Genomic DNA, 15,168 nt, shown 5'->3' on the forward strand with positions numbered 1-15,168 from the left:
CATTGAGTATGGGTTATTGATGATTGAGTTCAAGCAGCATAACGCCAGCATGCGGCAGAATAACTGATTGATTAAGCTTGAACTTATCCCCTGTGAAGACTGAATTTGCCGAGCTATTGCCTGCCAATACCTTGCTAAAGCGGCTTAACTCCAGCGTTTGTGCTTGGTCATTCTTGTTGTAAATCACCATCACTTTATCCGCATCGGCTTGATAGCAGGCATTGCCCGCGATGGCATGTTTTGCCGCGCATCGAAATTGCACATAAATGCCGTTTTGCGGCACAAAGTGCAGTAAATCGCCTGTTTGCAGCACGGCTGAATGTTTACGGTAATTGAGTAGGGTGCGCACAAACGCAAGTGCTTGCTGCTGTTTTGCGTTTAGCCCTTTACCGCTAAAACCGTTGACCTTGCTATTGGCAAAGCCACCCGGAAAATCGCTACGCACTACACCGTCGTGGCGGCCTTCGGTCGGGCTGGTCATCAACACTTCGGTACCGTAAAACAGCTGTGGAATGCGTTTGGCCGTTAACACATAGGTGAGGGCCATTTGATACAGCGGCAGGTTTTCTTTAAGCAGACTATAAATCCGATTGGTATCGTGGTTGCCTTCAAAGAGGACTAACTGGCTTGGGTTTGCATACACCACATCATTAGCTAACATCTCGTAAAGCTTGATAAAACCCGTGTCCCAACCTTCGGGCTCGTTCAGGCTTTCAACCAGCTTTTCATAAAGTGGAAAATCCATCAGGCTCGGTAAATCCGAGCGATAGCCATCGGCATTGATTTTGCCTTTTTGCCAATAGGAGACGGTAATGGGATTGGCGGTCCATTCTTCTCCGACAATATTAAAATGCGGGTATTCGGCCATTAAGGCTTTTGACCATTGGGCTAAAAAGGCTTTATCGGCGTAGGAGTAGGTGTCTTCGCGAATGCCCGAAAGCCCCGCGTATTCCACCCACCAAATGCTGTTTTGAATAAGATAAGTCGCAAGCTTCGGGTTGCGCTGATTAAGATCGGGCATCGAATCGACAAACCAACCGTCGACAAAATCCCGTTTATCCTGCATGTCAGCGTAGAGGTCTTGCACTGTGGTGCGTCTATGGCTGGTAAAACTCGGACTGGTAAAGCTCGGGCTGGTAGAACTGGCCGCAGGAGACGTTGTGGCGTTTTTTGCATCGGGATGCTGCGTGTAATTGAGCCAGTCACTGCTCGGTAAATCCTTTAGCCACCAATGATTTGAGCCGATATGGTTAAGCACCACGTCTTTAATTACTCCAAGGCCATGTTGTTTGGCCTCAGTGACTAACCTTTGGTAATCCTGATTGCTGCCAAAACGCGGGTCGAGCCGATAAAGATTGGTAATGGCGTAACCATGATAGGAGTATTGGGCTTGGTTATTTTCAAGCAGTGGGTTGATCCACAGCTGAGTGACGCCCAGTTTGGCTAAGTAATCTAAGTGCCGGCGAATACCTTCGATATCGCCGCCATGGCGACCATCGGAATTTTCTGGCACCGCATGCTCGAGCATATCGGCTTGATTATCATTGCTTGGGTTGCCATTGGCGAATCGGTCTGGGGTGATAAGGTAAATCACATCTTTATTGCTAAAACCTTGGCGCTCTCGGCTGCCATCTGCCCGCGCAGCTAAAGTGTAGGGCAGTTGGAAGAGCTGCTTGTCGCCAGCGAGAATGCGGATGTCAAAGGTCTGCGGTTTGGCTTGTCGCAAGTCTAAATTGATAAACAAATAATGGGGATTATCCGTCTGTTCAATCCCTTCAAACACCACATCTTTGCCAGCAATCTCAACCTTAAGCTGCGCAGCATCCGCGGGCAGTGCATCACTGTGGAGCATTAATTGCAGCTTAGGATTATGCATCCCCGCCCACCAAGAGAGCGGTTCGATAGTTAAAGGGGCTGTTGAATTGACTTCACTAGCACTGAGATTGGCTGATAATAACGCTGTAGAATCGATTGTCCCTGCTTGAGTATTCCAACTGATTAAAAAGCTAATACTGAGTAGTAGATGTCGTCGTGTGAAGATCATAATTGTTCCTTATTCAGTGCCAAGTAAGTCAAGTATTTACACTTTTAGGCTTCTTTACTTGATGATGCTTAAACTAGCTGTGCGAGATACTGTTCATGGGTTGGCATATTACTTACGGTGTTTTTGATTATCACTTTGATATTGCTTAAAAATTCAGTTAAAGCCTCAGGGGCGACTGTGTTTGCGAGTGGATTATAATCTGTAGGGATGATTCCCTGTCCTAACATCACTTGAACCCAAGCGGCTTCCGTAAAGAGTTCATCCTTGTGCCTAAAAATAGCGCCCGTTTCGCTAAAAAGGCTAATCTTCTGTTGCAAGCTTTCAGGTATCTGCATTTGCTGACAGGCGCTCCATAGCGTGTCGGTATCAGAGTCTGAACGTTGGTTGAGACAATAATGCAAGATAATAAAATCGCGGATTTGTTCGAATTCTAGCTGGGATTGCCGGTTAAACTCATCCACAGTTGCTTGGACTACACCTTGGTGGGGAAACAGTTTAGTTAAGCGAATGATGGCCGATTGCACTAAATGAATGCTTGTAGACTCAAGAGGTTCTAAAAAACCACTTGAGAGACCTATAGCAACACAATTATGTTGCCACTGTTTAAGCCTACGGCCAGGGATAAAGGATATTTTTTTCGGTTCAGCGAGAGGTTTACCTTCAAGTGTCGATAGTAGTTTTGCTTTCGCCTCTTCGTCTTTCATATAGCGGCTACTGTAAACAATGCCATTTCCTGTTCTATGTTGCAGCGGGATCCGCCATTGCCAACCCGCCTCATGGGCGATAGCACGAGTATAAGGTTTTATTTCGCAGGCCTTTTCGCTTGGGACAGCGTATGCACTGTCGCACAGTAACCAATCTTGGTAACTCTCATAGCCGACATTAAGTGTTTTTCCAATCAATAGGGCAGCAAAGCCTGAACAATCAATAAAAAAATCACCGTGAACAGATTTACCAGACACCAGTGTCAGATTGGCAATATGGCCATTATCTAGGCAATTTACCGCTTCAATTTTACCCTCAATGCGTTTTACTCCTGACTTTTCACTGTATTGTCGTAAAAGCAAAGCGTAGCGTGCGGCATCAAAATGGTAAGCGTGGGTGAGACCAGAGAGAGGCGAATGGGGAATTTGTTCAAGAGATTGAAATTTATTGTTTAAGGCGGCTTGGTAATTAAGTGAATAATCCCAAAATGATGCCATCAACTCGGGTTGAGTACTGAGCCAGTACTGGTGAAACTGTGTATACCCAATATCTTTTCCTATATTACCAAAAGCGTGCATATAGCTATCACCCTGTTTACCCCAGTGTTCAAATTGAATACCGAGTTTAAAGGTGGCATGGGTTGCTTCAATAAATTCGTTTTCCGGGATCCCAAGAACACTGTTGAATAACTGCAGTGGTGGAATAGTGGCTTCTCCAACACCAATGGTGCCTATATCTTCTGACTCTACGAGAGTAATGTTAAGGGTGTGTTTAAATAATTTCGCTAATAATGCGGCCGTCATCCAGCCCGAAGTGCCGCCACCTACAATGACAATATCTTTGATTTGACTCATGATCTAAGCCCTTTAGTTGATGTTTAAGGCTGATGACTAAATGGGAAATTACTGATAGTGGAACAATAAAGAGAAAAGCCTCTGCAATAGATTGCAGAGGCTTGGTACGTAAACTATTAGAACTTATAGTTAGCGCCTAACATAAAGTTACGGCCATAGTTTTGATAATCGCGAACTAAACGTTGATCCGAACCTGTGTATGATGTGAAAGGTTCATTGGTTAAGTTGTTGACTTGGAAAAGAATCGATAATCCATACAGTGATTCAATTCCACTTTCGCTAAAGTCATAACTCACTTGGGCATCAACTACTGTTTCGGCTTTAATGTTCACGTTTTCACGTTGCAAACTGATCTTAGTCACTTCACCAAGGAAGTCACTGCGGTAACGTGAGCTGATACGTGCTTCAAAGCCTGAATTTTCATAATAAACGGTTGCGTTTAAGGTTTTTTCAGACAAGCCTGGCAACGTTGTTGGTTCGCTTGTTGGTGTTTCTTTTACTTCACTGTCAGTGTATGAACCACTTAGCACTGTACCAAAGCCACTGAGTACATCGGCAAACATACCAAAGTCTAAGGAGACGGCGGCCTCAACCCCTTGAACGTAACCACCTTCACCATTTTGAGGTTGTGTGATTACGCCGATTGGATTACCTGGTACACCTGGGAATAGGGTGCTGAAGTCGAAATCGACTTTTTGATCGTAAACATAGTTCTCTAGGTCTTTATAAAACACTGCAACAGAGAAATAGCCTTGATCACTAAAGTAGTTCTCGTAACTTAAATCATACTGACGTGCTAACCAAGGACGAAGTTCTGGATTACCTGCGTTTCCTGTCCAGTTTACGCCATCATTTGGATTTTGGTTATAGCTGTAGTTCAGGTTGGCATTCATTTTATCCATGCGTGAACGGGTTAATGTTCGCGCAGCTGCAAAACGCACCACTTGGTTTTCAGCTACTTCAAAGTTTAAGTTTAAGCTTGGCAGCCATTCTACGTAGGAGTCTCCCGCGGTACGCGGAGTTAAAATCACTTTGCCAGCTTCTACTGTGGCAACAGTACCATCTGATGATTGATCGGTATAAACCGCCTGTAAGCCAGCATTACCAGTGAATGGAATACCGAATACTTCAGACTCTAAATTTGCTAACACATAGCCTGTTGTGACTTCTTCCTGTACTGCCCAAGAGTTGGTCGCGCGGCTTAAATCCACATCGGCGACGTCGGTTTCTATATAGTTGCCGTCGTTATAGAAAGCTAAAGAGTCATAGCTGAGTACATCGCCCATGCCAAAGAAGGCGAGGGAAGTAGGATCAAGTAAGTACTGATCCGGTACTGTCATAGTGTAATCGGCAGAACCATCATAGCCTTTAAGGGTTAAATAGTAGCCCTTGTCAACTTTGGTTTTGTCACGATCAGTCCGGTTAACACCAAATTCAACACTACGAATTGCGCCACCGTCGAGCACATATTCGGCACTGAGACGGAAAGATTTTAGTTCATCTTCAATTTCAGGTTTATTAATAAAACCGTCCTGAGTGTTGGCGCCAAGTGGACTACCCCAACCGAGAGGATCACCGAGTTTTATTACATTTTTATCTGCATAATCAAGATTATGATCAAAAACATATCCGCCTTTACCATTGTAGGCAAAGCTTAAGTCATCAACAGCGCCAACACCTGTACCGCGACCAGTGCCTGAGTAGCTCTCCATACCGATGTCGGTACGATTTGCCTTAGAGAGTGACACGTCAGCTTCAAGGTTCCAACTATCATTGACGCTGAATTTGTTGTTCCAACCGAGGGATAAAGAGTCCGCGTCACGTTTGTTGACATCGTTACGTACAACCACTTCAGCGCCTTTGATTACACCTTCAGTCACCAGACCATCGACAGTCGTAGTGGCAACAACGCCGCCATTGGTGCCCCAAGCAGCAGGGATTTCAATACCACGCAAACGTTGGTCATCTACAAATTTTGAGTAATAGACATCCAATGTAGAATGGAATCGGTCGTTTGGTGCATACTCAACCACAGCCAGTAGGCCATCACGCTCTAATTCACTCGAGCGAACAAAGGGTTTTGCACCACCTAATACACTGTCACCATTAGCATTATCTGGATAACCCCAGGCTTGCCAACGTTCTTCTTGGTTGGGAGACATCATGCGGGCATAACCAATGGCGACACCTAAGGTATCATCGGCAAATTGGTCAATATAAGAAATACTTCCGCGGTAACCTTTGTCGTCGGAGCCACTGTTGAGTGCGCCCAGGTCGTTCATTTCACCGCGCACTGCTACCGCAATCGTTTGTTCACCATGTGAAAGAGGGCTAATGGTTTGCATATCAACGGTACCGCCAATAGCTTGTGCCATTACCGATGCATCTGGTGTTTTGTACACGACGACACGGTTAAGTAATTCGGATGGATATTGGTCAAACTCAACACTGCGGTTATCGTTAACTGAGGCTTGTTCACGACCATTGAGTGTTGCTGTGGTAAAATCGGGTCCCGTTCACGACCATTGAGTGTTGCTGTGGTAAAATCGGGTCCCATTCCGCGAATCGAAATCACGTTTGCACGACCATCTAAACGTTGTGCAGATACACCAGGAAGACGGGCAAGCGATTCGGCAATACTCACATCAGGTAACTTACCAATATCTTCAGCAGAAATCGCTTCAACGATAGAAGAAGAAGACATTTTTAACGATTGGGATTCTTGCAAGCTACGGCGAATACCAGTCACCTGAATGACTTCTATATTTTCGTCTTTGGTTGCTGTCGATTGTGCAGTAGTATCATCTGCTGCGTAGGAGTGCATACTGGCGCCTGCAGCAACAAGTGCTAAGGTCAGCAAGCTGGGTTTAAATCGCATCATTTCTATCTTCCCCTTGAAGTCGCTTTTAACCGCTTATGTAGAGCGTTTTATCGTTATTACCGCATTGTTTTTGCGGCCTTTTTTGGTATTCGGCGCTTAATTGACTGCATAAGTGCTGCGTTTATGACCAAATTGTTATGCAACGGTGAAGATACTACTCCCGCTAATCTTGGGGTCACAATATAGTGCATACGTATTCAATAGCTCATGCACCCGCTAAAACTGGGGTTATGGGGAAAAAAAGTCCAATTTTATCTCCAGCAAATTTAGTATAACACAATGTTAATAAAGGGTTATTTTGTTATTGGTTAGACAGGTCTGATGATAGTGCGCTTTGCATACGTATGCAGGTGTATTGAACCTTATTTCCTTCTTCACGTATGCTCGCTGTCACAAATACAAGCCGTAGCGCCTTTACTCCGCAGTAACATTACTGTAACTGCCTGTTAGTGAGTTTTTGGGTTAGCTCGCTGAAGAATAAGGATAAAGGGGCATTATGAGTGAGTTAACCTGGTGGCGTGGCGCCGTAATTTATCAAGTCTATCCACGCAGCCTTTTAGATACCAATGGTGATGGCGTAGGCGATCTTCGCGGGATCATCACTAAGTTGGATTATATTGCCAGCCTGAATGTGGATGCCATTTGGATTTCACCCTTCTTCAAATCCCCCATGGCTGACTTTGGTTACGATATCAGTGATTATCGCGAGGTCGATCCCTTATTCGGTTCGATGCAGGATTTCGATGAGCTGATTGAAAAAGCCCATCAACGCGGTATTAAAGTCATTATCGACCAAGTGTTAAGCCATACCTCGGATCAACATGCGTGGTTTATCGAGAGTCGTGAGAACCGTACCAATCCTAAGGCCGATTGGTATGTGTGGGCGGATCCGAAGGAAGATGGTACCGCACCCAATAATTGGTTAGCGATCTTTGGTGGTTGCGCTTGGGAGTGGGAACCGCGCAGGCAACAATATTATCTGCACAACTTTTTGCGCAGCCAACCCGACATAAACTTCCACAATCCTGAAGTTCGTCAAGCCGTGTTAGATAATGTGGAGTTTTGGCTGAAGAAGGGTGTCGATGGTTTCCGCTTAGATGCCATTACCTTCTGTTATCACGATGAGCAGCTTCGAGATAATCCGGCAAAACCCAAGGATAAACGCCAAGGGCGGGGATTTAGTGAAGATAATCCCTATGCCTATCAGTACCATTATTACAATAACGATCGCCCACAAACGATTCAGTTTATTGAAGAATTACGCCAACTTATCAATCGTTATCCAGGCGCTGTGACCTTAGGTGAAGTTTCTGCTGAAGACTCACTCGCTGTAATGGCTGCCTATACCAAGGGCGAAGATCGGTTACACATGGCTTACAGTTTTGAGTTGCTGACCGATGACTACAGTGCCACTTATATTCGCCAAACGGTAGAAGCGCTGGAAGGCAGTATTGGCGATGGCTGGCCCTGCTGGGCAATCGGTAACCATGATGTGCAGCGGGTAGCGAGCCGTTGGGGGCGCGGTAAGCAAATACCCGATATGGTGAAAATGCTTAATGCGATGCTTTGTTCGCTGCGTGGCAGTGTCTGTAGTTATCAAGGGGAAGAGCTTGGCTTAACCGAAGCACCAATTGAATTCCACGAGTTACAAGACCCTTTCGGCAAAACCTTCTGGCCGATGTTTAAGGGGCGAGATGGTTGCCGTACTCCCATGCCATGGGAGCAACATGCAGATTTTGCAGGCTTTAGTCAAGTAACCCCTTGGTTACCAGTGACAAGCGAGCATCGAGCTCTGGCTGTTGATGTACAAGAAGCTGACCCCGCATCTATGTTACATAGCTATCGTCAGTTCCTTGCATGGCGCAAAGGTTATCCTATTTTGATTGAAGGGGAGATTGAGTTTCTCGATGCGCCAGAGCCGTTATTGGTGTTTGTGCGTAAACTTGGGGAACAGAAGCTATTGGTTTGCTTCAACCTATTAGACTCTGAGACTCAGTTGTCGCTAGCAGGGCTTAAGTTACAGCAAGAATTAACCGGACATGGTTTAAAAACCGCACACTTGCAGGGTGATAACTTGATATTTTCAGCCTATGCCAGCTTCTATGCACTATTGGTCTAGTTGGTTGTATAAGTTAGCGGTCTTCCTGCTATGGCCTCAAACAAGCAGTGACAACTCGATTGTTACTGCTTGTTGTTTTACGCAAACGCCTAAGGGACATACCCTTTAGATAATAAAAACATGATTAGAGAGCACAACTATGGCGTCATCTATTAACACCAGCAGCCACACGACCAGCGTCAGCGGATCGGATAATGGCAACTACCGTTTTGCGCTAGTATCACTGACTTCACTGTTTTTTATGTGGGGATTTATCACTTGTTTAAACGATATTCTGATCCCCCACCTAAAAGCTGTTTTTTCACTCAATTACACCCAAGCGATGTTGATCCAGTTTTGTTTCTTTGGGGCTTATTTCTTGGTGTCTATTCCAGCTGGCCAACTTGTTAAACGACTTGGCTACCAAAAAGGGATTGTCACAGGCTTAGTGATTGCCAGTATCGGCTGTGGCTTGTTTTATCCTGCCGCATCCCTTGCAACCTACGGTTTATTTCTCGGCGCACTTTTTGTGCTTGCCTCAGGCATCACCATTTTACAGGTGGCGGCCAACCCCTATGTCAACGCCCTTGGTAGCGCAGAAACTGCATCGAGCCGTTTAAACCTGACACAAGCTTTTAACTCACTCGGCACCACAGTTGCGCCGTTTTTTGGGTCTATTTTGATTTTATCGGTGGCGGCAACGGCGTCTTCTGAATTAGCGCAAGCCAATGCCGAGGCTGAAGTCGTTAAACTGCCTTACTTGTTGCTCGCCGCAGCTCTTGCCGTACTTGCCATCATTTTTGCTAAGTTAGATTTGCCAGTGATCCGTGAACATACTGAAACAACTGGTGGGGTTCAAACCCATTTAGGTAAAACCAGCGCACTACAAAGCACGCATTTAGTGCTGGGCGCAGTGGGGATTTTTGTCTATGTGGGCGCAGAGGTTTCTATCGGTAGCTTCTTAGTCAACTTCCTTGGTGAATCACACATAGTCGGTATGCCAGAAGAACAAGCGGCCCATTACATCGCCTATTACTGGGGCGGCGCGATGGTCGGACGTTTTATCGGCTCGGCTGTGATGCAAAAAATCCCCGCAGGCACAGTGCTTGCCTTCAATGCCTTTATGGCGGCATTGTTAGTGTTGGTGGCCATGACAACCAGTGGCAGCATTGCCATGTGGGCGATTTTGGGCGTGGGATTATTTAACTCAATCATGTTTCCGACCATTTTCAGCTTAGCACTGCGAGATTTAGGTCCCCATACTTCTCAGGGCAGCGGTATCCTCTGTTTGGCCATTGTGGGCGGTGCGATTGTACCATTATTGCAGGGCGTGTTAGCCGATAACTTAGGCATCCAACTGGCATTTATTCTGCCTGTGGTGTGCTACGGTTTTATTCTATTCTATGGTGCTCGGGGCTCTAAAATGTAAGAGCATTTGAGTGTTTTATGAAAGCGATCCCTGTGGATCGCTTTTTTATTGGGCTTTTGCGGTGCTTAATAGCAACTGATCATCTGTTTACTTGCGTATTCGTGCCTGACCTCCTATGATCCCTCGGTTTTATTACTCACGGTGACCTGTAAATGTTGAATTCTCCGCTTTCTGCCAGCTCGAATGAATTAGTGATCAATATCTTAGCTATGGTGCTAAGCGAAGGAAAACCCTTAGACCGGGCTTATTCTCAGCATTTTTCAGGATTAAAGTTAGTACCCGCCGAGCAGGCGCGGATCGCGACTGTAACGGGCGATATTCTACGCCGCTTAAATCTTTACTGTTTCTTAGCCGACATCAAGCCGGAAGAAATGGCGCGTTTAGGCTCAAAGCTACTTAATGTATGGCACTTATTTCACGCGCTGGAACTGCCTAAAATGCAGTACTCACTGCCAGTGGATACTGATGATTTAGCCGCGCGTATTGAACAGGCTAAAACTAACCCCGTACTTTGGGACGGTTGCCCGGAATGGTTAGATACCATGGGACATGAGCAGTTGGGGGCTTCGTGGGAAAAAGAGCGCGCGGCCTTAAGCACGCCACCTAAACGTTTCCTGCGGGTTAATGGTTTAAAAGTCACCCGTGATGAATTAACGCAAAAATTAGCGGCCGAATTTGTCTCAACTCAAGCGGTCGAAAGCGTTGATTCTGCCCTTGAAGTGACATCGGATTCGGCACTGTTTCGTACCAATAGCTTTAAAGATGGCTTATTTGAGCAGCAAGATGCGGGCTCACAACGGGTAGCCGCAGCGCTCGATGCCAAACCGGGTATGCGAGTGATTGATGCCTGCGCCGGTGCTGGCGGAAAAACCTTGCATATTGCTGCACAAATGCAAGGTAAAGGGCGTTTGTTAGCGATGGATGTGGAGCAATGGAAACTCGACAATCTGAAAGAGCGCGCCCGTCGTAATGGTGCCCACAATATCGAAACACGGTTAATTGTCGGTTCTAAAACCATTAAACGCTTAAAACTTAGCGCCGATCGCGTCCTGCTCGATGTGCCCTGTTCTGGCCTTGGGGTATTAAAGCGTAATCCCGACGCCAAATGGCGTGATACCGCTGAACGTTTACCTGTGTTGATGGAACTGCAAAAGCATATTCTCAGTAGTTACAGTCGCATGGTGAAGGTCGGTGGCATTGTGGTGTACGCGACTTGCTCGATTTTCCCCTGCGAAAACCGCGGTCAAGTGGATGCCTTTTTAGCTGAAAATCCCAATTTCCGTTTACTCGAGGATGAAACGATCAGTCCAGCCGATACTGGTTTTGATGGTTTTTATCTCGCAAAGCTTGAACGCATTCAAGAATAAACCGCAGTATATTCGCCTAATTTCCTAGAGGGTTGACGCTTCGAGATTACATGAAGTGTGCCCTTGCTAGAGCATGCTCGCGAAATGCGCTGTGATGTATGGTTGTTCTTATGGGAGGTCGAGTGGTTTTAAAAGACTTTTAGTGTAGGGACTTGCAACCCAATTGCGGCAAAAATAACCCTTTAACGTCAATATTCCTTAGACTAAAGCAACCTTTGGTTACACATCGAAAGGTTGCTTTAGCTTGTTTATACTCCTAAAATTCACTTCTAATTTACAAAGGTTAATCACCTTAGTAATGTCGTTAACTTACACGCTAACTGACAAGGGTACTATGGACGAAGGAATGCAGGTTGTAGGTGCGGTTGGTAAGTTAAGTGTCCCGTTTAATCAAAACGTTAGCCTCGAGTGTTACAACGGTATTCTTTCAATGCTGCTCAATGGTGCGCCATTGGCAGAAATTCTCCATGCCTTAGTGTTAAAAATTGAAGATCAACGCCTTGGCACCCACGCCTCGGTCTTATTGCTCAGTGAGGACGGTAAAAGAGTGCTCATGGGGGCCGCGCCCCATTTACCTGATAGTTATAATCAAGCTATCCATGGCGTCGAAATTGGCCCTGAGGCCGGTTCCTGTGGTACCGCGGCCTATACGGGGGAAAGGGTGATTGTTGAGGATATCGAACATCATCCTTATTGGGCCTTGTATAAATCCTATGCACTTGTTCATGGATTAAGAGCTTGTTGGTCTGAACCTATTAAAGATTCTCAAGGTAAGGTGCTTGGCACCTTTGCAATGTATTACAAAGTCATTAAATCCCCAACGGCTGCGGATTTAACCTTAATCGCTGAGGCAGCAAGATTAGCGAGTTTAGCGATAGAACGTAGTCGATCGCTGGAGTTTCAGCGTCTTGCAGTGAAAATATTTGATCGTTTACCCCTAGCACTGGTGATCACTAATGAAAAGCATTCGGTACTTTATGCCAACGATGCTTTTAAACTGATGGTTTGGCCACAGCCTGAGCCTATTTTAGATTTTAATCCTGAGCTGTTTTTCTCTCCCTCTGAGCCCCATGAAATTGCTTCCCTCTTTAACCATCTCTCTGAGGGGAAGATGTGGCAGGGTGAACTGGTCGGTCTACGGAATAATGGTGAAACCTTTTATCTCGATTTAACCGTAACGGTTTTTCGTGAACCCCATAGTACAGATAATGGGTTTGCGTGGTTATTTTCTGACGTCAGTGAGCGTAAAAAAGCGGCTCAGTTAATCAAATATCAAGCGAATAACGATTCCCTAACGGGACTTGCTAACCGTAATGCCCTGTTTAGACAAATCCAAGAGCTTATTTGTGCCGATAGCCTAACGCCTGGCTTTAGCTTTATGTTGATGGATTTGGATAACTTTAAACAAGTAAACGATACCTACGGTCACGACAAAGGCGATGTCCTCTTAGTGCAGATGGTGGAACAGGTTAAAACTTGTTTGAACGAGCAGGCGGTGTTTGCACGCTTAGGTGGTGATGAGTTCGCCATCCTACTGCCAGGGGTTGTGACTCAAAGAGAACTGTCGCAACTCGCTGACAAGATCAATAAGCAGGTTTATCGACGTTATGAATTATCCCTCGATAAAGGCGTTTATAGCTCAGTGAGTATTGGTATTGCGCGATTCCCTGAAGATGCCCTCGATTTAGAGCAACTGTTAAACTGCGCTGACCAAGCGATGTATATCTCTAAGGCGAATGGCCGTAATAGATATCATTTTTTTACCGAACAAATGCAACAAAATGCAGAACGTATTGCTAATTTACACACGCTACTCAAGCAAGCATTAGAGCAAAAAGCTTTCGAGTTGTACTTTCAACCGATAGTCGATGCGACAACGGGGCTCATTGTGCGTGCTGAGGTGCTACTGCGCTGGCAGCATGAAGGACAGTTTATTTCCCCCGATGAGTTTATCCCCATTGCTGAAAACAGTGGTTTAATTGTCAATATTGGCCGTTGTGTGCGCCAAGCTGTGATGCAAACCATTATTGAAATGCAAGCGCTCGGTTGGCCGATGAGTTTAGCGATTAACGTGTCGACCTTTGAATTTTGGTCTCATGAGTTGCAGGATGAGTTTTGTGATTCGTTCGCCGATATTATTGAAGGTTTAGGGATAGAGGATTTTCCCTATGAGTTGATCACCTTGGAGATCACCGAATCCCTGTTAATGAAAAAACATACTCATTTAATTCAAGTGCTTAATGAGTTACGTGGTCGAGGTATTAATATTTCCCTCGATGATTTTGGCACGGGTTATTCTTCGTTGTCTTATTTAGCGAATTTCCCTATTGATCAAATTAAGATCGACAAGAGCTTTATTGACAGGCTCGCGGAAGGTGAGCGACATCTTGCCTTGATTGAAGCGATAGTACGCTTAAGTCATGCACTTAATCTGCGAGTCACGGCGGAAGGGGTTGAAACTCAAGAACAGCTTAAGGTAATGATGGATAACCATATTCAAGAAATTCAGGGTTATCTATTTTATAAACCCATGCCCAAGGCAGCGTTTTTTGAATTACTGGCGAAACAAGCGGCCATGTCGCCGCGTTGATCATCATCACTATGTATCATCTCAAACAATAAGAGCGCCATTGGCGCTCTTATTGTTTGATTAAGGTGGTTACTTTACCGCTAACTGACTGTTAATCACTAAACTTAAGTATTGGGTGAAATCATGCCCATGATTTTGCAGCATCTTAGGGAACATCGAAATGGGCGTCGAACCTGGGAAGGTATTGATTTCGTTCAGCAGGATTTCATTGTCCGCGGTTAAGAAAAAGTCGATACGGGACAGGTGACGTAACTTCATGCCTTTAAAGGCTTTAATCGCATAGGCTCGGATCTGATCGCTGATTTCAGTCGGTACATTTTGCGCGACGACATCGGTTCGCGCCTTACTGTTTTTCGCGTACTTTTCATCGAAGGTGTAGAAGGTATTGCTATCGCAGATGATTTCACCGGGTAGGGTGGCGATCACTTCACCTTGATATTCGTAAACGGCGACTTCAAGTTCACGGGCTTTAATGGTTTTTTCAACAATCACATAGGGCGCATAACCAAAGGCATCTTTAAGCACTTCACTCACTTTGCTAGCCTCATCCACCTTATAGCAACCGACCGATGAGCCCTGAGACGCAGCCTTGACGAAAATTGACCCCCAATTTTCAAGTGCCGCTTGAGTTTGGGCAATGGCTTCATCATCGTATTGATTTAAAAAGATATAAGGCGTGTTGGGAATGCCTAAGGCGCTGAACCACATTTTGGCGGTGATCTTGTTAAAGCAGTTACTGCTCGCTTCGGATTCGCAACCAAAGTAGGGCAGTTGGATAAGATTAAAGTAAGACTGAATGTCGCCTGTCTCACCTGGGTAACCGTGAATGCAAGGGATCACATAATCCACGGGCCAAGGGGCTTTGCTCTCGTCACGAAAGCGGATCTCACGGTTATTGGTCAGCTCGCAGTCATCGCCTGCGGCGGTTTGGTATTGGCCAAATTTATCCAGTACTACACGTAGTACATTGAACTGTTCTGATTTTGCTAACGAGGTTTCAAAATAATTAGCCGACAGTAGGGAAATATCGTGTTCCGCACTTCCACCGCCGCACAGCAAAAGTAAATTGATCTTTGACATTATGATTCCTCGATTGAGCAAAATGCTGTTGAGTTGCTTCGTGCAACTACGCCACTAACATGCAACTGGGCTATTCAGAAAATAACGACACTGTATTAGCCGCTGCCATCTTAGATTTCT

General features: G+C 45.5%; 7 protein-coding genes and 1 pseudogene. 4 read left to right on the forward strand and 4 right to left on the reverse strand.

Going from position 1 to position 15,168, the window contains the following annotated elements:
• Positions 1–13 precede the first annotated feature (13 nt).
• The 3 genes and pseudogenes from AEA42_RS04890 to AEA42_RS04900 form a co-directional block, all read right to left on the reverse strand.
• Positions 14–2,044: a glycoside hydrolase family 13 protein gene (locus AEA42_RS04890; RefSeq protein WP_231640355.1), complete on the reverse strand. Its 2,031-nt coding sequence runs from the start codon at positions 2,042–2,044 to the stop codon at positions 14–16.
• A gap of 68 nt (positions 2,045–2,112) precedes the next feature.
• Positions 2,113–3,603 carry a tryptophan halogenase family protein gene (locus tag AEA42_RS04895; protein ID WP_055647130.1) on the reverse strand — a complete coding sequence of 497 codons (1,491 nt, stop codon included), beginning with the start codon at positions 3,601–3,603 and terminating at the stop codon, positions 2,113–2,115.
• 116 nt (positions 3,604–3,719) lie between these two features.
• Positions 3,720–6,484: pseudogene (locus tag AEA42_RS04900) on the reverse strand (TonB-dependent receptor).
• A gap of 496 nt (positions 6,485–6,980) precedes the next feature.
• On the opposite strand from AEA42_RS04900, the gene AEA42_RS04905 reads away from it, so the two are divergent.
• From AEA42_RS04905 to AEA42_RS04920, 4 genes are all read left to right on the forward strand, one after another.
• A complete protein-coding gene (locus AEA42_RS04905; protein ID WP_055647131.1) occupies positions 6,981–8,603 on the forward strand; it encodes an alpha-glucosidase in 1,623 nt (540 codons plus the stop codon).
• Positions 8,604–8,742: 139 nt separating this feature from the next.
• Entirely contained in the window at positions 8,743–10,011 is a 1,269-nt protein-coding gene (locus AEA42_RS04910) for a sugar MFS transporter (protein WP_037418202.1), read from the forward strand.
• A gap of 152 nt (positions 10,012–10,163) precedes the next feature.
• Entirely contained in the window at positions 10,164–11,378 is a 1,215-nt protein-coding gene (locus AEA42_RS04915) for an RsmB/NOP family class I SAM-dependent RNA methyltransferase (RefSeq protein WP_037418205.1), read from the forward strand.
• A 334-nt stretch (positions 11,379–11,712) separates the two neighbouring features.
• Entirely contained in the window at positions 11,713–13,968 is a 2,256-nt protein-coding gene (locus AEA42_RS04920; RefSeq protein WP_055647132.1) for an EAL domain-containing protein, read from the forward strand.
• 69 nt (positions 13,969–14,037) lie between these two features.
• Here the strand turns inward: AEA42_RS04920 and AEA42_RS04925 are convergent, their stop codons facing one another.
• The gene (locus tag AEA42_RS04925; RefSeq protein ID WP_055647133.1) at positions 14,038–15,048 is read right to left on the reverse strand and encodes a D-alanine--D-alanine ligase; all 1,011 of its coding nucleotides are present in this window, start codon (positions 15,046–15,048) and stop codon (positions 14,038–14,040) included.
• Positions 15,049–15,168 lie beyond the last annotated feature (120 nt).

Source organism: Shewanella sp. Sh95, assembly GCF_001308045.1.
GTDB classification, from domain to species: domain Bacteria; phylum Pseudomonadota; class Gammaproteobacteria; order Enterobacterales; family Shewanellaceae; genus Shewanella; species Shewanella xiamenensis.

Bases quoted from the DNA above. Each gene is read 5' to 3' on its own strand.
- AEA42_RS04895 (WP_055647130.1), bottom strand. From the start codon at position 3,603: ATGAGTCAAATCAAAGATATTGTCATTGTAGGTGGCGGCACTTCGGGC.
- AEA42_RS04910 (WP_037418202.1), top strand. From the start codon at position 8,743: ATGGCGTCATCTATTAACACCAGCAGCCACACGACCAGCGTCAGCGGA.
- AEA42_RS04905 (WP_055647131.1), top strand. From the start codon at position 6,981: ATGAGTGAGTTAACCTGGTGGCGTGGCGCCGTAATTTATCAAGTCTAT.
- AEA42_RS04925 (WP_055647133.1), bottom strand. From the start codon at position 15,048: ATGTCAAAGATCAATTTACTTTTGCTGTGCGGCGGTGGAAGTGCGGAA.
- AEA42_RS04890 (WP_231640355.1), bottom strand. From the start codon at position 2,044: ATGATCTTCACACGACGACATCTACTACTCAGTATTAGCTTTTTAATC.
- AEA42_RS04915 (WP_037418205.1), top strand. From the start codon at position 10,164: ATGTTGAATTCTCCGCTTTCTGCCAGCTCGAATGAATTAGTGATCAAT.
- AEA42_RS04920 (WP_055647132.1), top strand. From the start codon at position 11,713: ATGGACGAAGGAATGCAGGTTGTAGGTGCGGTTGGTAAGTTAAGTGTC.